This window comes from Paenibacillus thermotolerans (assembly GCF_028745515.1).
Classification (GTDB): Bacteria; Bacillota; Bacilli; order Paenibacillales; family YIM-B00363; genus Paenibacillus_AE; species Paenibacillus_AE thermotolerans.
Map to the genome: position 1 here is coordinate 14,753 of NZ_JAQZSG010000029.1, position 18,257 is coordinate 33,009.

The 18,257-nt window shown below is 53.1% G+C and carries 16 protein-coding genes; 1 reads left to right on the forward strand and 15 read right to left on the reverse strand.

The window, feature by feature from the left end:
• Window positions 1-55: 55 nt before the first annotated feature.
• From PT964_RS20110 to PT964_RS20130, 5 genes are all read right to left on the reverse strand, one after another.
• Window positions 56-397 (reverse strand): cupin domain-containing protein, encoded by a 342-nt coding sequence (locus PT964_RS20110; protein WP_274365145.1) that lies wholly within the window; start codon window positions 395-397, stop codon window positions 56-58.
• Between the two features lie 44 nt (window positions 398-441).
• Complete coding sequence (locus PT964_RS26605) at window positions 442-837, reverse strand: EamA family transporter (protein WP_425262772.1); 396 nt, start codon at window positions 835-837, stop codon at window positions 442-444.
• 256 nt (window positions 838-1,093) lie between these two features.
• Window positions 1,094-1,345 (reverse strand): EamA family transporter, encoded by a 252-nt coding sequence (locus PT964_RS20120; RefSeq protein WP_274365147.1) that lies wholly within the window; start codon window positions 1,343-1,345, stop codon window positions 1,094-1,096.
• 25 nt (window positions 1,346-1,370) lie between these two features.
• Complete coding sequence (locus PT964_RS20125) at window positions 1,371-1,916, reverse strand: HPP family protein (protein ID WP_274365148.1); 546 nt, start codon at window positions 1,914-1,916, stop codon at window positions 1,371-1,373.
• A gap of 37 nt (window positions 1,917-1,953) precedes the next feature.
• The gene (locus PT964_RS20130; RefSeq protein WP_274365149.1) at window positions 1,954-2,586 is read right to left on the reverse strand and encodes an NADPH-dependent F420 reductase; all 633 of its coding nucleotides are present in this window, start codon (window positions 2,584-2,586) and stop codon (window positions 1,954-1,956) included.
• A gap of 169 nt (window positions 2,587-2,755) precedes the next feature.
• On the opposite strand from PT964_RS20130, the gene PT964_RS20135 reads away from it, so the two are divergent.
• Window positions 2,756-3,622 (forward strand): LysR family transcriptional regulator, encoded by an 867-nt coding sequence (locus PT964_RS20135; RefSeq protein WP_274365150.1) that lies wholly within the window; start codon window positions 2,756-2,758, stop codon window positions 3,620-3,622.
• Window positions 3,623-4,199: 577 nt separating this feature from the next.
• On the opposite strand, the gene PT964_RS20140 is transcribed toward PT964_RS20135, so the two are convergent.
• The 10 genes from PT964_RS20140 to PT964_RS20185 form a co-directional block, all read right to left on the reverse strand.
• Entirely contained in the window at window positions 4,200-6,080 is a 1,881-nt protein-coding gene (locus PT964_RS20140) for a DUF5107 domain-containing protein (protein ID WP_274365151.1), read from the reverse strand.
• Complete coding sequence (locus PT964_RS20145) at window positions 5,993-7,681, reverse strand: glycoside hydrolase domain-containing protein (protein ID WP_274365152.1); 1,689 nt, start codon at window positions 7,679-7,681, stop codon at window positions 5,993-5,995. Before PT964_RS20145 ends, PT964_RS20140 begins: the two co-directional genes overlap by 88 nt.
• Window positions 7,682-7,747: 66 nt before the next feature.
• Window positions 7,748-9,322 (reverse strand): DUF4091 domain-containing protein, encoded by a 1,575-nt coding sequence (locus PT964_RS20150; RefSeq protein ID WP_274365153.1) that lies wholly within the window; start codon window positions 9,320-9,322, stop codon window positions 7,748-7,750.
• 30 nt (window positions 9,323-9,352) lie between these two features.
• A complete protein-coding gene (locus PT964_RS20155) occupies window positions 9,353-10,237 on the reverse strand; it encodes a glycoside hydrolase family 16 protein (protein WP_274365154.1) in 885 nt (294 codons plus the stop codon).
• Between the two features lie 28 nt (window positions 10,238-10,265).
• Window positions 10,266-11,231: a carbohydrate ABC transporter permease gene (locus PT964_RS20160; protein WP_274365155.1), complete on the reverse strand. Its 966-nt coding sequence runs from the start codon at window positions 11,229-11,231 to the stop codon at window positions 10,266-10,268.
• Between the two features lie 15 nt (window positions 11,232-11,246).
• Window positions 11,247-12,107: a carbohydrate ABC transporter permease gene (locus PT964_RS20165; RefSeq protein WP_274365156.1), complete on the reverse strand. Its 861-nt coding sequence runs from the start codon at window positions 12,105-12,107 to the stop codon at window positions 11,247-11,249.
• Entirely contained in the window at window positions 12,107-14,371 is a 2,265-nt protein-coding gene (locus PT964_RS20170; RefSeq protein WP_274365157.1) for a DUF5696 domain-containing protein, read from the reverse strand. Before PT964_RS20170 ends, PT964_RS20165 begins: the two co-directional genes overlap by 1 nt.
• A complete protein-coding gene (locus tag PT964_RS20175; RefSeq protein WP_274365158.1) occupies window positions 14,358-16,400 on the reverse strand; it encodes a YIP1 family protein in 2,043 nt (680 codons plus the stop codon). The genes PT964_RS20170 and PT964_RS20175 overlap by 14 nt, the downstream gene beginning before the upstream one ends.
• A gap of 13 nt (window positions 16,401-16,413) precedes the next feature.
• On the reverse strand, window positions 16,414-17,286 hold the full coding sequence (locus tag PT964_RS20180; protein ID WP_274365159.1) for a carbohydrate ABC transporter permease: 873 nt from the start codon (window positions 17,284-17,286) through the stop codon (window positions 16,414-16,416).
• Between the two features lie 16 nt (window positions 17,287-17,302).
• Entirely contained in the window at window positions 17,303-18,256 is a 954-nt protein-coding gene (locus PT964_RS20185; RefSeq protein WP_274365160.1) for a carbohydrate ABC transporter permease, read from the reverse strand.
• Window position 18,257 lies beyond the last annotated feature (1 nt).

Here is an 18,257-nt window from a genome sequence, read left to right on the forward strand (position 1 = left end):
TTGTCACCTCGCTATATCGAGGAATCCTGCCCAGGCGATCCAAATCGTTAATTACCTAACCCATTACAACTCTATCCCCTCTGCTATTCGGGTGAGAAATCACCAAAAACTCAATAGGATGATTCGTCTTGTTAAACATTTGGTGCCCGACGAAAGGAGGAATTTCTATTCCCTCTTGTTCATGTAAAATAACCTCCTCGCCATCTACCTCCATCGTTGCGATACCCGATAAGACAAAGAAAAATTGCCGTGCGTCCTGATGATAATGTTTAACTTCCGAGGTATTGGCCGGCATTCTTTCATGAATAATGCTTAAACCCTGGTGTTTCACTAAATGCCACCCGTCACATCGTTCTCCCCATGTATAATGTTCGGCATTGCTTTTACTTATCTTCATCCCATCAACCGCCCTATCGAATGATTTGAACATCGTCGGTTTAACTATAACTCTTCAGCCCTCCGAGCCAACGACGATCGGCCATAGACGCCGCGAAACATATTAGCGTTCATGATTAGCAGCCCGGTAATCGAAAACAAAGCTCCTATAAGAACGTACATAGTAAACCGTTCACCCAAGAACATTACGCCGGCCATAGAGGCAATGATTGGGCTTATGATCGTCCATGTGCTTGGAAATAACGCATCCGACTCGCGGATTAACCAATAATAGACGTTGGATGCCAGTATGGAGGCGACGATGCCGAGATAAATAATGCTTGTCCATGCTGCGAACGACTGATGTAAAGAAATACTGCCGTGCTCCAAAAGCAATGAAAGCAGCAATAAGAACCCGCTGGCGAACCCCATTTGCAAGCCGTTAAACAACGACGGCGACATGCTGCCCCCCAGCACTTTCTTTGATCGAACCGCCCCATAGGCGAACCCGAATTCGCTAAGGAGAATAAATATGTTAGCCCAAAAGCTCTGTCCCCCACCAGATAGACCGTTAATATCGGGGAACAAAACTAGGCCCAATCCAATCAGTGAAAGCAGGAGTCCGACCCATTGGAGTACTTTGAGTCTGCTGAAGATCGCGACAAAGGCCGGCGCCGATGAATTTTGGGGAGAGCAGCATATATCGTCAGGTGTTACATCATTGCTTGAGCGCCGCAAACGGAATTGTCGTCATCAACAATCCAAGAAACGCAATGTTGGCATACGTCTTCAAACTGTTTGGAAACGCCGCTCCTCGAATGGAAAGGTATGCGAGAATGGCAAGACTCGCTATTAAAAATCGCAAAGCGGCCATCCACAGCGGCGGCACCCCTTCGTTCAGACCGATTTTTATGGCCATAAACGTTGTTCCAAACACCAGACACATGAATAGATATGCTAGTAAGTGCATACTCTCCCCCTATCTCCATTTAGGGCTATATCCAAAAGGTCGGATACTTTCTTTTCACATCTAAATTGTTCACGATCAGAGCTATTAGCACGATCAAGATCGATCCCAGCAAAACAGGCGCAATAAGAAATATCCACCCGCTTCCCGCCAAAATAACAACGATCGGGTCCGCCCCCGCCGGCGGATGGGTTGTCTTCGTCAGCATCGTGGCCAATATCGAGAGTCCGACAGCAAGCGCAAGAACCCAAGCGGCTTGTCCGAATACATGATACATGAATAGTCCGACAAAAGTGGATACTAGATGGCCGCCCACTATATTTCTGGGTTGCGACAACGGAGCGTCCCAAACGCCGAATGCGAGCACGCAGCTGGCTCCGAAGGGCGCCATAAGCCATAATGAGGAAGTCCATCCGGTCAACAAGGCTAATGTGCCGATACTCATAAATCCTCCGATAAAGCCGAACAAAGCATTCCGCGGGACAACCTTCAGCGGTGAACGCGCATTCGTCTTCATTTTCTTAAAAATATCCTTTACAGTTTCCCTAGGTTGTTGCAGAGAGACTTCCTCCATATGTTCACTCCTCTATTCCATTACAATAAGATCTATATTATTGTTCCGAACCGAACAGGCGGAATGACACATACGGGTAATGACCCTCGCGCAGCGCCACCTCCCGCTCGAAGAGCGTCATCCGTTCGATTGTCCGATTATTGGCTAACGCCCCTCCATCGATGACCCGGAAAGGCAACCGATCGAATAAGTTAATAACAATACGTTTGGCATCCTCATAGTCGCTTGTTACATATACATCGCTCATTAAACCGTTATGGACAGGCTGCTCCAATACTTTAAAGTACGTATTTTTAAACGCCCCTACAATGTTAGATTCCGGCAATACACGCTGAAGCTCTTCTGCTGCCGACATTCCCCATGGAAGCTCAAAATCGGAAAAGTCCGCCGTGAACGGATTCGCCGGGTCGATAACGATTTTACCGGTTAGCTGTTCTCGATTTGCTTCGGCCCATGGAATCAGATCCCTAAACCACATCGTGTGAAAAATAACATCTGAAGCAAGGGCCTCATCGTACGAAACGGCCTTCGTATTTTCAATACCGTTCTCCCGAATTATTTTTTTCGCTTTTTCAGGCGTTCGCGACCCCCATAATAAAGGCATTTGTTTGCTTAAAACACTTACTAGGCCTTTTCCCATTCTTCCTGTCCCTAATACGCTTACTCTCATTTCATTCATCCCCTCTCTCATTGATCCGTAGCTTATCACCAACACCAATGAGGATGAACAATCAATCGGTTGCAGGGCTGAAACCTGACGTTTCAGCCATTTCTTGTCTGCTTTTTTTGTGTTTGGTACACTCAGGTTAACGCTGGTTCATGTTAAGGGGTTGTCCATCATGCGATTTCAGGACTTGGAGGCATTAATTGAAGCCGCAAGACTTGGCAGTATTTCAAAGGCAAGCGAGATGCTTCATATCTCTCACACGGCTCTTGGCAAACAGATTCGGAGTCTTGAAGCTTTTTATGGTGTTCAACTCCTTAAGCGGACATCAAGCGGGGTTACCCCTACTGAAGCAGGAATGCATTTGATTAACCGAGTTACTGACTTATTAGCCGAATTTGAATCCATACGAAATGAACTTCGCGTGTACCGGGAGCCTGCAAAGTACGTCATAGGTTCACTCCCAAGCTTGGCCGCTTCGTATTTACCGGATCGCGTATTGGCTATGAAATTAAGCGGAACGGATTGCCAGGTTCGAATCATGCAGACATCGGATGAACTTTGGGAAAGTTTGAAGTTGGGCAGTTTGGATGGAATTTTAGCGGAAATGGCCCCTGAGAATCATCTTTTTTTTACGAAAGTCTTGTTTGAAGAACCGTTTGTTACCGTAGTGCACAAGGAGCATCCGTTTACTAAGTTTCAATCCGTTCAACCTCTTGATTTAGACGGACAACAGCTTATTTTGTACCCTTCGGGCTGCGGTATTCGAAGATGGGTTATCAATGCAATGAGGCAGCATGGGTGTGAGCCGACGATTACGAACGAGGTAGGCTTTGGAGGATTCATTGCAGGTATGGTGGCCGCGAAAGCCGGTATTACAGTGCTTCCTGAGTCTACCGCTAAACGACTTGGAGAACCGGACTTGATAACGGTACCGTTCTCTAGTCCCGATGCTCACCGCACCATCGTATTTGCTACTGCCAATCAAGAATTTGGAAAGCGGCTGGGACCGTATTTCAAGACGTTAATCCAAGTTGGCTGATTTGATAAGTCCTTACGTGGCGAGAGTTTCGATCGGGAAGCGGGAATGTCGCAGGATCAAAGGCGAGATGCTGCAAGGGCGATGATTCTTATCGTCGTGTCATCGCCGCCCTCCCTTTTTATTGTTGGGAATTGAAGTCATGGATTATCATTATGGCAAAAGTGTGTTTACAACATGTTGTGCAAATGCTATAAATTTGGCGAATGGAACAAGGTTTCTGAAATTATGGAAAAAGTATGTCCATAAATTGCAGCGAGCGCAACAAGTTATGAACAGTGGTTTGCCATAACGGAAAAATTGACGCAAAAAACAACGAGATTATAGAAAAACGACTGCACTTTGTGAGTAGACTTTTGCCATAATGAGTGAACACCGGATTTCATAATCGAGTCCACGGGATTCATGATCGGAGAAGTTAGCTCATCCACCGTTCTGTTGAGTCCAGCAATTAGAGAAGCTTGATCGCGTTATTTTCCGAAATGTTGCTTTTTTTGACGAAAAAGGTATGCCGTTACAGGAGTAGTCTCAACGGTTGCAAAACAATACCAGTGCAAAGCAAACTGAGGCGCATGTGCATTTACTCATGCGCCTGTTTCGCGTCTGTCACTCGATACGCCCCGTATACGGCCAGATCGTCCTCGCCCAAATGGGCCGGAACGACAGCGGTACCATCCGCATCGCCCTGCGCACCTGCATCGCCAAGCGCGTCGGCAATGCGCCGCCACAGCCCGGAGCGCGCGTACCGCTGATGCACCTTCTCGAACGGGGTCCGCTCCAGCAGCGCCTTCGCTTCGAGCACATCCCCTTTCTCGAACAGGAAGTATGCCCGCCGCTCCGCCAGTACATCGTCCTGCAGCGACGCCACCCGCTCGAACCAGTCCGCCCGTTCCGCGAACGCGGCGGCGCCAAAAAAGCTCAGCGTCACATCCCGCTCCGCAAACACTTGCGGGTGAAGGCTCCACGCAGCCGACCGAATACGCCGATACGCGGCCAAAGACGCCTCATGATCTCCTCTCACCGCCCGGTACAACCGGCCTAACAGTGCGAAGCTCCAATCGGCGTCTACCGTTTCCAGCACGCCGATGGCCGCCTCAAGCTCTCCGCGCCCAGCCAGCCAGACGCCGTAATAGTAGCGCCACAACAGCCGCTCGCTCTCGTTGCCGCTCTCGACCCAAACACGCTCCGCCCATTGCAGCGCATCTCCGAGCCGTTCCATCCCGGACGGCGGCCAGTTGCAATCCTCGACCGAGGGTGCCTCAAGCACCGCAAGCTCCTCGGGATCACCGGCCGCATACGCTTCCTCCAGCCGTATCCAAACGGCCAAACTCTCCCGCGGCGCCCAGCCGAATAGCGGAATGCGCTCCCCAGCGACCAGCTTCGGCTTCGGAAGCCGCAGCGCGGCAATATCAAGCGGCCTTCCGCTCGGAATCCAAAATTCCGTATGCATATGCCGCTCACCCGGCGCAAGCGTGTTATTGTCCGCCTGCTCCAGCAGCGGGCCTGCCTGAATTTCCGCGTAGCTCTCCCGCCGCGCGGCTGTCGCCCACGCCCACTCCTCATGCCGGCCCAGCCCGTAGAGCCATAGCTTGATCCCCGGCGCCTCCGCCGGTTCGGCGATATGGTACAGCCCGCTTCCTAAGCTCGGCGTAAACATCCCGAAGGCGTTACAGTCCGCGGACCTCCAGAAAAATCCTTGCATCCGGTCAAAATCCGAAAGCCGGTATTCCCGCTCCCGCTCCCACGCGACCTCCTCCAGCACATCCGCATGCCGAAGCACCCGGCCGGAAGGAAAGTGGAACAGCGAATCGGGCCGCGCCGGCAGCGCCGCATTGGACCACGACATCCACGCGTGTGTCCCCGAAAAACCGGGATTTACAAACAACGTCCGCTGCGTCAAATACCAATCGTCCTCGCCGAGCGAATACTCCACCGTCCAGTGCATGCCGTACCGGATTTCCCGCTCCCCGCACCACACATAGAGCCGATCCCCGATCCGCTCCACGGACGCATGGACGGCTTCGAGCTGCACCGGCGTATGCGCGATCGGAAAGCTGACCTCGATGCCGCCGCTGATGAACGCCATGCGCGGCAAAATCCGCACCGGACGCACCGTGCCCGAGTCGAACAGCACTTCCTTCCCGCACGCCTTGTCGAAAATCGATTGCACCTTCCCGCCCAAATCCGGACAAACGGTCACCTTCATCCATTCGTTCTCGACAGAGATCATCCGCAGCGACCGAAGCTGCGGCCTGCGCGCCGTCTCCGCAAAGCTCGGGTACGGGTAAATGCCGTCCTCGTCGGCAACGGTCGGAATCGGCCCGCAGCTCTGCACCGGATGAACAAGCATCGTCTCCCGCCACTCCGCCGACTTCAGCATGACAAAGCTCCTTTCTCCTCTGAAGACGACAAAGCCGCTTGAATCATCCGGTTCACTCTCTCCCGCAAGCCAAGCAGCCACATCTCGTCCTTCTCATAGCGCGTAAAAGTAAGCGGCTCGATCAACCCTTCCTCCAACACCGCAAGCGTCCGCTCCCTGCCGACCAGCTCCTCAAGCAGCTGCAGCGCCCGCACGTCCTGCATCGCCTCCCGCAGCAGCGCCGCGCGAATCGAGCCGACCGGACGCCCGTCCTCCCCCGGGTATACGAGGAACGCATCGCCGGACGGAAAGCCGTGATCCGCATCCGTCACCAAGTACGGATTAATCCGCTTCAAAGACTTCTGCGAATACCAATGGTTGTAGCCCCAATGCAAAAACCCGGCAATGTCATATTTATACAGCTGCAGCCCGATCACGCGAGTCCGCAATGACGGCATGTTAAAAAACCGATTGGACAAACCGTCGCGATATTCGCAGCAGCAATAATACGCCCACAGGTTGTTCACGCCATGATCAATAAACGTATGGATATGCTCGGTAGAGCAAACCGGATGCGACAGCAGGCCGGTCTTGTAAAATTCGTAGTCCGACAGCGCATCGATAATCGGATAATCGTCTCCCAATAAAGACCGCATCAGCTCGCTCGCGCTCCGGTAATGCTCAAGATCGTTAATATGCGGCTCGTCGGAAATATGAAAATACGAGCGGCTCTCCAACCCGCAAGAACGAATAACCTCTAACAAAGCAGGCACAAATTCCCTCAAAAAGCCGACATAAGCCTCTCCAGACGCCGCGCTTTCCCAGCCGAATATACGCCGCTCTTCCCCGCCGCACTCCGCAACAATTTTCGGCGCATGCTTAGCTCCCCACTGCGTATACAAATGCGAGAATTCGAAATACTGTACGCCTTTCCGCCGGCACAGCTCAATCCACCGCTCAAGACGCGAAAAATCAAAAGCATAGCCCCCGCCGTTCTCAACGAGCGACACCCCCACCAATTGCACGGTAGGCCGTTCGTTGCCCGGCAGCATCTCCAGCGGCGGCGTAAACAGCGGGGTCAAAATCATATTCATGCCGTACTCGACATAATGAGTCACATAAGCGTCAATCAAATCCCAGTGCTCTTCCGAGAACGTCTCGACCCCATACCAAGTCGCCAAACAATCCAAATAAAACCATTCGGTGCGAATGAGCTTTTGCTCGGGCAATCGCGCCCCGATCACCTCGAGCACGAACGTTTCCCCGCCAAGCTCCTTGCCCGTTTCATCCGTAAACCGAATGAGAATCTCATGCAAACCGGCGGCGGCCGCATTGTCCGCATACACATCCACCCACAAGGACCGCCACTGTCCGGGCAGCAAGTGCACCGTACCGTCCTCCGGCGGAAACAGCGGATCGGGGTACAACCCCGGCGTCATACGCAGCAAGTAATCGTCATGATCGCCGTAATTCGGCAGCTCCGAAGGCGCCAAACCAACGCTCCGCAGCGAGATGCCGCCGGGCAGCCCCGATTCCGCCGTCACCCGGATCTGTTTCCGATTCACATCAGACCAATACGCAACCTGGAATGAAAAATGTTCCCCCAACAGCGCAGTACCCCGTACATACGATGGAGCCGCCAAATCCGCATCCGCAAATACCTTCACGAGTGAATGAACGCATCTCGTTTTAAAAAGGCTCATAACCTAACCTCCCCGATGAAAAACGGCATTGAACCTTCAACTTACAGTCCAATGCCGTACCTTTTGTTACGCTTCCGCTAATTCCGATACCGCATGAAGCAGCCTGCGGTGTGCGGCGGCAAAATGCTCCGGATCCTGATTCGCCTCATTGAAGCTGACGAAGCAGGAGGCGGCAATCTCATCGGCTAACGGCCTATCCTTTGCCGCGAGCTGCTTCAGCAGCTCGTAATCCTCGATCCCCGCCCGCATCGCCTCCAGCCTCATACTGCCCCACGGGCCGTTCGGGCCGGGGTACGAAATATGCGTATCGCCCGGCGGGAAAAACAGCTCGGTCTGATTGAACGGATCCTTGTCCTCATCGCACCAGTTGAAGCCCCAATGCAGATAGCCCTCCAGATCGTACTTGTAATTGCCCCAGTGCAAATACCGGGTGCGAAGCAGCGGCATGTCCCACAGCCGGTTCATATAATGGCCGCCCGGGAAGCAGCACGTGTAAAACCACAGCCTGTCGCCGATCGACCGCAGCTTCTCGAATTCGTCCCGTTGGTCCTGATAATAAGAGTTCTTCGGAACCAATATATCGACGGCACCCGCTATATCATACGTCTCGACCGCCTCGATGATCGGGATGCCCGGCATAAACTTGCGCACCATCCCCGATAATATGCGGTATTCCTGAACGCTGTTCTCGGTCGGCTCGTCGGCGACGTGCTGCACAAGACGGTCCAGCCAGCCGTTCTTCTCCAGAAACGCCCTCCAAGCCTTCAAATACTGAGCAATATACGCATAGCCCTCTGCGGAAATTGCCTTCAGCGTCTTGTCCTTCAGCCAGATGACGAAGGTCGAATCCCAAAAATCGTTCCTTCCGGCAATCAATCCGCCTTCGATATGGGTGAAGCCCAAATCAAAAAACAAGCGAATCAATCGTTTGGCACGATCAAAAGTAAAGCCGTACACGCCCTCCGACGTTTCCGTCACATCGACCGTAACGTTCGGCGGCACCCAAAAGTGCGTCTGGCGCCCCCGTCTCATCAGCTCGCCGTATTTGCGGATGTTCGCCCAGTGCTCTTCGGACCAAAGCTCGAGGCCATATCTCGTAGCCATCCGGTCCAATAGGAACCAATTGACGATGGACAGCGTCCCCTGCGCGGGCACAACAGCCGAGAACACTTCAACGGTCACCGGAATGACGCATTCTTGCTCGCCGACTTTCATCGTCAACGTCCCGCCATATGTGCCGGGAACGAGCCGCTCCTCGATCCGCCAGCAAACATACAGCGCATCCGTCTCCGCCCGTGTCACGACGCCCTCCGCGAACGGTTTTAACGCATCGTACACCCGGAACGGCGCCTTCCGCGTCGCATACGCCTCCGCCGATTCGCCTTCCTTCACCAGGTGGCTTACCGGACCCGTATTTTGCTCGACGAAAATATCGGTCAACTGGTACAATTCAGGCTCCGGCAGCCCGCCCCCGACAAACTTGCACTCGATCGGTATTCCCGCCGGCACCTCATTCAACAGCACTTGGCACGCCGCATAGCTTCCTCTAGCAGACGCCAGCTCGATTGACCGGCGCCCGCCCTCCTCAACAACGCTATCCGGGTACAGCCATTCGTTCGCGCCGAACACCTGATATTTCATAGAACCGTCCCCTTCCGCGACCCAACGCGCCTACTTCTTCGTGTAATCGCCGTCCTCCGGTTGGTACACCCGTACATAATCCAGCTCGAACGTTTGGGGGAACACGGTCGAATCGTTCGGATATCCCGGCCAATTGCCCCCTACCGCCAAGTTCAGCTGCAAATAGAACGCCCGGTCGAACGGCGCGGGGAACGGCTCCTTCTCGGACGACTCGTTCTTCCTCGTATACCAATCGCTCGTGCTGTAATACATTTCGCCGTCGATATACCAGCGCATCTCCTCCGGCGTCCAATCGAGCGCGAACACGTGGAAGTCGTCGGAAAATTTGCCTTCTTTGAGCGTGTAATTGCCGCCGAAATAGTAATGCGGATTGCCCATATGCAGCGTTCCGTACACCTTGTTCGGCTCGTGCCCGACCATCTCCATAATGTCGATTTCACCGCAGGTCGGCCAGCCGCCGTACTTCTGCATATCCGTCGGCATCATCCAAATCGCCGGCCAAATGCCTTGCCCCTCGGGCAGCTTGGCGCGGAACTCGAAGCGGCCGTACGTCCAATCCGCCTTGCCGCGCGTAATCAGCTTCGCGGACGAATACGGCTTGCCGCCGTACTCCTCTTCAATCGCCTGGATGACGAGCTTGCCGTCCTCGATATAGGCGTTTCGCTTCTCCGTCGTATAATACTGCGACTCGTTATTCCCGAAGCCGTGTCCGCCGATGTCGTAATCCCACTTGCTCCGGTCGATTTCCCCGCCGTCAAACTCGTCGTTCCATACTAATTTCCAGCCGTTATCCGCCGTCATTTTTACCTGTTCCCCGCTATTCGTCTTGTTCCCCATTGCGCACCCCGCTAATAATAGATGTAGTAAAACGACCGCACTCAACAATCCCGCACTCACAACAACTTGCTTTCGCACGCGCAGCGCCCTCCTAAGCATAAAGCCGTCACTCCCCGGTAATGCCGGAACGGTCGATTCCCTCGACAAACCAACGCTGCAGAACGAAATAAACGACCAGCAGCGGAGCGATCGTAAGCATCGTGCCCGCCAGCTTGATGCCTTCGTTGATCTTGCTCGCCTGACCCTGCTGCGGGAACGCTTTCTCGTAGCTGTCCACGAATTGCTGCAGCTCAAGCGGCAGCATCGTAAACGAATTGCCGAAATACAAGCCGGCTAAGTACGTTTCGTTCCAGTACCATACGAAAGAAAACAAGAAGACGATGATGATGGCCGGCCCTGCGGTCGGAACCGCAATCTTGTAAAAAATTTTGAGATGCCCCGCCCCGTCGAGCTCCGCCGCCTCTACCAGAGCCTGCGGCAGCCTGCGGAAAAACTGGTAATAGATCAAAATAAACAATGCGCTCTTCATCCCTTGACCCAGTAATGCCGGGTAAATGAACGTCTCCAAGGAGCCGAGCAAGCCGTAATTTTTGAACATCAAATACGTCGGCATCATCGTAATTTGCGGAGGAATGACGAACGTCGCCAGCATCAGCACGAAGAACGTCTTTTTGAACGGAAACTCGAATCTTGCAAAGCCGTAGCCGATCACGCCGCAGGCGACCGTCTGCAGAACGGCGGGAATGCCCGCCGCAGCCAGCGTCTTCATAAGCGTACTGCCGTACTTCAGCACGACGATCGCTTTTTCATAGTTCTCCAAGTACAGCGTCGTAGGAATCCATTTCACCATCGCGTTCACGAGATCGTCCAAGCTCATGAAGCTGTTCACGAGCATGAACAGCACCGGATACAAATACACGAACCCGATCCCGATCAAGAGCAGGTATACGACGGTTTTAAATATGAACCCGTCGTTCTCGCCGATGCCGAACAGAAGCTTCCGTATTTTCTGCAAACCCGCTCCCGCATTAAATTTCACGCTCGACCGCTCTATGCTTACTTTTTTATCCATTCGCTCGCCCCCTCTTCAGCTTCGTCTCATGTTGAGCAGTCCGGCCCAAATCGCCATAATGACCGATATGATGACGAAGTACGTCCATGCCATGGCGGTCGCGTAACCGAAGCCGGTGATCGTGCTGAACATATTTTGCTTCACCAGCAGGATGATCTCGTTCAATGCGAACGTCGATACGTTTACGATCGAATAGATGATGTTGACAAGGACGAGCGGCATCAGCATCGGAAGCGTTACCTTCCAGAACGACTCCCAGGGCGAAGCGCCGTCGATGCGGGCCGCTTCATACAGCGCTGTATCGACCTTCTGCAGACCGGCAAGGAAAATTAAAATTTGCACGCCGGAGAACCAAAGAATCATAATGATCTCCTTGAACAAATACGTGATCGGTTCGGCGATCGCCGGCGAGAAGCTGCTTTCGATCATGGAAAACACGCCGTAATTTTCGATGCCCGGAATGGTCGTCGCCCCTTGGGCGAGCAATTCGTTGATGACCGGGCCGCTTGTAATGATGACCGGCAGGAAGAAGATCGTCCGGAACGCGCCCTTGAATACGATTTTTTGGTTGATCAGCAGCGCGATGATTAACGAAAACACGACGATAATCGGCACGTTGAGCACCATCGATTTCAAATAAACGACCACTCGCTCGACGAATGCCGGATCGGATATAAACAGCGCCTTGTAATTGTCGAACTGCACATACTCGGTTTTTACGCCCTTCGGCGTAATTTTCACCCTCTGGAAGCTTAAGAACAACGAGTACAGCATCGGCCATAAGGTGAATATCAAATACCCCGCAATCCAAGGCGAGATGAACGCTAACCCGGTCAACGCCAGTCTGTTTCGATTCGATACCCGCAGCTTTGCCATCAGCGATTCACCTCGATTACTTTAAACCCTTTGGCGGGAACTGCCGTGCCGTTCACGTTCGCATCGGTCGCCCCGTAATTGACGACAATCGCCTTTCCGTTGGAGTACACGACCTCGACGACGTCCTTGCTCAGAACGTTGCGCTCTTCAACCGTCGCGTTCTGCACCGGCTTAAGCGCGCTGTTAACGGTTTGATACACGGAGACGATGTCCGCCTTCCAGTCCTTGTACGAGGAAGTGTACACGTCGTCCGAATTCGTAAATTTCAGCTTATAAGACGATTCGCTCGTCAAAAAGTAAGACGGATACGCCCCGTACTCCACCATCCGGAGCAGATCCTCGGCCGAGTTCGCATTGAAATTCGCATAAGGCGCGAAGTAGTCCTTGTAGCCCTTAAGCACGAGCTGAACGAACGGAACCGTCTCGCTCGTATAAATAAACTTCGACGAATGCATCGGCGCGTTCAAAATGCGGTCCGCATATTTCAGCATGTAGTCGTTCGGAGCATACATCAGCACCGATTCGACGCTTCCCTTGAGGCTCTCCATCATGACCGCGTACGTGCCTGCGGTTTCCGCGCGGTGCCGCACCTTGCCGCCGTCCCATTCGGAGAATAGCGTAGAGCCCGTCTTTCCGACCGCGACTCCCGCGATCCCCTTTGCCTTATACTTCGCGGCATTGCTTTCGGCCACTTCCTTCGCCCGGTCGGCGGAGAGGAAATAGTAGGCCGGATACACGTTTTTAAAGGTCGGAACGGAGAGAATCGTTTTGTCGACCTTCTTGACCGCGTCGGAACGCGGCGCAAACCGGCCGGACTCCTCATAAGCGGTCGTGTAATCGTCGTAGAAGTAGAGCGGGACGCGCTGCTCCTTCATATAGGCGATCAAATCGGAAAACTCGCCGGCGGAGCCGAGCTTTCTCTCGAATTGAACGTTCGAAGGGCTCGTTCCCGTTAATCCGCCCTTGTTCCATCCCTTGTACACGACAAGCGGGTTCGCCACCCCGCTGCTTCTCGCATCGTCGACAATGTCGCGAAGCTGTTTTACGGTCGTCATCGGCACGAACTGCTTTGTAAACAAACCGTTCTCCGTTTCCGCTCCGAGAAACTCAAGCTGAATCGGAATATCGGCGTCGGATTCGGCTTTCCGCGTAAGCATGCCTTTGCCTTCGAGATAGTTCCGGTACGTCTTGGCCATGCCGACGTAATCGGCATCCTGATCCTTCAAGAAGAAGTACCGCGTCTGCAAATCCTCCGGGTTTCTTTCCTTCTCGTGTACGACGACGCCTCCCAAAGAGCGGCTTGTCGGCTGAAGATAAGATTCCCGGGACAAAAATTGCGCCGTAATCCAGTTATACTGCGTGTTCACGCCGTTCGGGTACGCGACGATCTTGGCGTTGTACCGGCCCTTCTCCACGACGCCGAGCAGACCGTGCCGTCCTTCTCCGTGTACAATGCCGAAGATCGGGAACACGATCGAATACGGATCGTTCGTGAAAATTTCGCGGCTGACGCCCTCCAGTCCCTCATTCGCGCCGTAAATCTTTTGCTCATACGGGAACTTGTATTTCCCTTTGTTGTCTGCGAGCGAGATGAGCGCCCCCGAGCCGTCCGGGATGAACATATAGCCCGGCGTTTGTCCCGCAAGCGTTGCGCCTAGGAACGGGTAAGCGTAAACGGAAGCGAGCTGGAACTGCTGCGTCTCGCGAATGCTTTCGTTATCGACGCCGACGACCAGCTGATCGCCTTCAAGCGCAACGGTCAGCTCGAGACCGATCTTCAAATCGGCGAAATAAACTTTCGCCTTAAAACCGTTATCCGTCGGCTCGATGTTGATCGATTTGTTTTTTTCGCTGAGCAAATCGGTCCGGGAAGGCTTCGGGATATCCTGCTTGAAATATTCGATGGCGAGCCCCGAGGCCATGAAGTTTTTCCAAGCCGCGTTGTTCTTGGAATCCTCCCCTTCCTCCACAACCGACGACCATACGTAACCGGACTGCTTCTCCTGAACCTGAATCGCGAGATTTTCCTCTTTCAGAAACAAGATGAGGCGGTCGTTCTCCGCGACCTTCTTGTATTCGCCGGAAAGCGGCCGGCTTTGGGTCTCTTCCGCAGCCGCCGTATCTTGCCCGGCCGGCGCCTCTTCTTGCAGGCCGTCTCCGGCTGCGGGCCGCCCGTTGTTTACCCAAACAAAAGCTGCGAGCAATAGGGCGGCGACCGCCGCAAGGATGACGACCGGCTTCAGTTTTGCGTTAATGCTCCGCACGGACAGCAGCCTCCCTTATGACAGAGTAAACAAAGTCGAATACTTGATCGAGAAGGACGTACACGATAAAGAGCACTAGCGAGAGAATCAGCATGCCGAACAGCGTAATCAAAATATTGATAATCGTCTCTCTGATCGTATAATCGTGAAGCTCTTTTACCATCAAGAACAACAGCAAGCCCGACCATGCGAAAATAATCGTGTTTGAAAAGCTGAACAGAAACGCGTCGTTAATGGTCAGCACATTCGATGCGACGATGACGATCGGTTTGAATACCAAATACGGCGTCAGCGCGTAGATCGTTCCGATGTATACGTCCTTGAACTTTCCTTCCCCGTCGTTGATCGTGCTGATCAAATAATTGGAGATGACCCAGAACGCCAGCGGCACGAAGAAGACGGCGATCTCCCTTGAAAGCTGCATCTCGGAAAAGTCGACGGAATTAAATATAAAGCCCGTATAATAGAGAGAGAGTAAATATTCAGCGAAGAAAACGATATATAGGATCGACGCGGAAAGCACCGACGCCTTCTTTTCTTCCTTAATGCCGTAATACGCGTCGATCGGATTTTTAATGAAATAAAACAAAAATAACAGCTGCTTCACGAGCGTAAGTCCGGTAATCTTGTTCTTCACGAATACGACCGGGCGGAACAGCCCCGTTCTTCTGTGGATCCACTTGAGCAGACGCCACAATACGTAAATGCCTGCAAGGGTGAAAAATGAAGTTAGCAGGTTTTCCTGCAGCCAGCGGTTACGGATTTCCCAGTAGGCGTCGGAATACCCCTCCTTATCGTTCGCGATCTTATACTCGTCAAGCGCAGCCTCGTACATTTGCTGCTTGTAATAAGCGTCGCCGAGTCCTCTATGCGCAAGGTCGAACAAGTTGTTTTTGCGAAGCACTTGATTCCAAGGCTCCTGGCTTTTCACGTAAAAGCCTTCTTTGTAAAGCTCCAATGCTTGATGCACCTGCTGCGTAAACTCGGTTGGCTCGAAAATTTGAATGTTGTTTCGCTCTTTATCCAGCACGAAAATTTGTTCCTTCGAATCCACCGCAATGCCGGATGCATTCAAGAACATGCCGATTCGAGATTTGCCGTCGTCCGGCGCGCCGAAGGAAAACAGCAAATTTCCCTCGGTATCGTACTCTTTGATAATCCCTTTCTGTCCGACGGCGTACATGTTTCCGCTCTTGGCGATGAAGAGGTCGGTAAAGAACGGGTCGAAGATCATGTCGGTATCGAGGAGGTTGTAACCGGAAATATTGAATTTTTTGATGGATGCCCCTTTATCCCCGGGCGTAACGGTGTAAATCAAGCCTTTCGCGTCGATCGATATGTTGACGGGCGTCGGCGGAATGTTTTTGAACAGCTTCATGCGCTGCTCCTTCGTAAACAACATCCGCTGGAGCATGATTTTCAAGTTCACATCGGAATCGTTGCTTCCGAAGTAGCCGAGAAAATCGCCGTACGGGCTGAGCTGCACGACGCCGTTCGTCGTGCCTTCGCTGACAATGTAGATGTTGCCGCGCTTGTCGACCGTCACCTTCATCGGCTTGAACGGGCTGTTTTTCCCGTAAAGCGGCGAATCGGGCCTTCCGAACTTGGCCTTCAGCTGTCCCTGCTCGTCGAACTGGAATACGAAGCCCGCACCGCCGTCGGCTACGAAGATCGAGCCGCGGCCGTCGGCGTACACCCCCGTTGGAGCGTTCAGCACGTCTTGTCCGAACGCGGCCGCCTGCGTGCCGTCGGGCTGGATGACGACGATGCGCTTATTTCCGGTATCCGCAACGTAGATGCGATCCGCAGCGTCGATATGCAGGTCCGACGGCGCTTTAAATTCAAGGTCGCCGACCTTCTCGATCGATTGCAGCGGGAAATAGGCATCCTGCGTACGCACATAACGTCCGTTGTGGTCTAAGGTGTACGTCTTATAAGGCGCATCCGCAAGGGCGGAAGGCGGGAATGAGCCGAGCCAGATCACAACGGTCAGGAGGCTCATGACTAATTTGACGCTAACGTTTCTCATCGCTTGCCTCCTGTTATTTCAATCCGGAATGGGCCATCGTGTTCATGACCTTGCTCTGCAGCAGAATGAAGATGATCAGGTTCGGCAGGAACATAATGAGCGAAGCGGCGGCCGACATCCCTTGACCGGCGACCGTGTTGCCTTGAAGCCCGACCATTGTGTTCATAAAGAACGGAATTGTCTTCAAGCTTTCGTCGTTCACGTACATGGACGACGTTTCCATATTGTTCCACACGGCTTGGAACGAAAGTATCGCAACCGTTGCCAGCGCCGGCATAATAAGCGGCAAAATGACCTTGCGGAAGATGGTGAACTCGCCGGCGCCGTCCATCAGCGCCGCCTCCTTCAGTTCCTCCGGGATTTGGTCGATGAACTGCTTCAGCAGAAACAGCCCGATCGGCATTGCGAGCAGCGGCAGGATGTGCGCCCAGTATGTGTCGATCATCCCGGCTCGCTCAATAACCAAGTATCTCGGAATGGCGACCGCGATCGGAACGAACATGAGCGCCAGCGTATTGATTTCAAACATCGCCGCCTTGAGCTTGAACTTCATCTTGGATAGCGCATAGCCCGCCAGCGCGCTCATAAAGACGGAGAAAAACATAACGGCCGCCGTTACGATCAAGCTGTTGAACAAATACCGGCTAAGCGGCACGCCCGAGGTCGACGTTTGTTTAAACAGCTGCTCGAAGTTGTCCAGCGTCGGCTTCTCCACGAAAAATCTCGGCGGAAACGCGAACAGCTCGTCGATCGGTTTGAAGGCGTGAGAGACGATGAACACGATCGGCAGCATCATGAAGACGGCCAGCGGAACGAGAACCGCGAAAAACTTAAATTGGCTTTTATGATACCGCGTCGGATTGATTTTTGTACCTTGGTATGACATATGCGCGAGCCCCCCGTCAGTCTTTTTCGCCGAACAGCTTCCAAGATAGCTTGGAAAGACCGTAAATACCGACCAGCAATATGACGGACAAAGCGGCGGCATAGCCCATCTCGTATCGGATAAAGCCGAAATCGGCAATATGGTTCACCATCAATTGCCCGGCGTTCTGCGGCGTCGGGTTCGCTCCGGAGAGCTGCACCCCGATGTCCCCCGCCTGGAACGTGTTGACGACCGCCATGACGGCGCCGAACAGCATTTGCGGCTTCATGGACGGAATCGTAATGTAGAAAATTTCTTGAAAGCGATTTTTGATGCCGTCGATATAAGCCGCTTCATACACCGACTGGTCGATGTTCAGCACCCCCGCCAGCATGGCCAAAAAGCCTACGCCCATGCTGCTCCAGAGCGACACGATGATCATGATCGTCATTAAGTAATCCGGCGATTGGAGCCACTGGATCGGCTCGTGAATGAATCCGTAATTCATCAGCATGCTGTTTAAATAGCCGGTCTGGTCGCCGCTGAAGATAATCGTCCATACGACGGCCATCGCGACGCCGAACGTCATGGACGGCGAGTAGATGATCAGCGCCAGAATCGTTCTCGGCTTGTGCGGAATTTGCGCCAGCATCCACGCAAGCAGAAAGGAGATCGCATAGCCTCCCGGGCCTACGATGAGCGCGAACTTGATCGTATTCGGCAGAACGTTCTGCATGAACACTTCATCGTGCGTAAATATATCGACGTAGTTTTTAAATCCGATCCATTCCGGTGTCTCCACCGTGTTGAAGTACGTGAGCGACAGTAGAATCGCGACGGACACCGGAATGACGATGAACGCGAAGAACATCAGGACGTAAGGGGTCAGAAACAAATACGCTTCGTTCCATTTCCGCCGCCTGGGCTCGCCTAATGGACGGACAGAAGGGGTTAACAACAGATCCGCTTCATTTCTTTTCGGCAACTTCATG

Bases quoted from the DNA above. Each gene is read 5' to 3' on its own strand.
- PT964_RS20185 (WP_274365160.1), bottom strand. From the start codon at position 18,256: ATGAAGTTGCCGAAAAGAAATGAAGCGGATCTGTTGTTAACCCCTTCT.
- PT964_RS20110 (WP_274365145.1), bottom strand. From the start codon at position 397: ATGAAGATAAGTAAAAGCAATGCCGAACATTATACATGGGGAGAACGA.
- PT964_RS20150 (WP_274365153.1), bottom strand. From the start codon at position 9,322: ATGAAATATCAGGTGTTCGGCGCGAACGAATGGCTGTACCCGGATAGC.
- PT964_RS20130 (WP_274365149.1), bottom strand. From the start codon at position 2,586: ATGAGAGTAAGCGTATTAGGGACAGGAAGAATGGGAAAAGGCCTAGTA.
- PT964_RS20180 (WP_274365159.1), bottom strand. From the start codon at position 17,286: ATGTCATACCAAGGTACAAAAATCAATCCGACGCGGTATCATAAAAGC.
- PT964_RS20160 (WP_274365155.1), bottom strand. From the start codon at position 11,231: ATGGATAAAAAAGTAAGCATAGAGCGGTCGAGCGTGAAATTTAATGCG.
- PT964_RS20125 (WP_274365148.1), bottom strand. From the start codon at position 1,916: ATGGAGGAAGTCTCTCTGCAACAACCTAGGGAAACTGTAAAGGATATT.
- PT964_RS20175 (WP_274365158.1), bottom strand. From the start codon at position 16,400: ATGAGAAACGTTAGCGTCAAATTAGTCATGAGCCTCCTGACCGTTGTG.
- PT964_RS20135 (WP_274365150.1), top strand. From the start codon at position 2,756: ATGCGATTTCAGGACTTGGAGGCATTAATTGAAGCCGCAAGACTTGGC.
- PT964_RS26605 (WP_425262772.1), bottom strand. From the start codon at position 837: ATGTCGCCGTCGTTGTTTAACGGCTTGCAAATGGGGTTCGCCAGCGGG.
- PT964_RS20145 (WP_274365152.1), bottom strand. From the start codon at position 7,681: ATGAGCCTTTTTAAAACGAGATGCGTTCATTCACTCGTGAAGGTATTT.
- PT964_RS20120 (WP_274365147.1), bottom strand. From the start codon at position 1,345: ATGCACTTACTAGCATATCTATTCATGTGTCTGGTGTTTGGAACAACG.
- PT964_RS20165 (WP_274365156.1), bottom strand. From the start codon at position 12,107: ATGGCAAAGCTGCGGGTATCGAATCGAAACAGACTGGCGTTGACCGGG.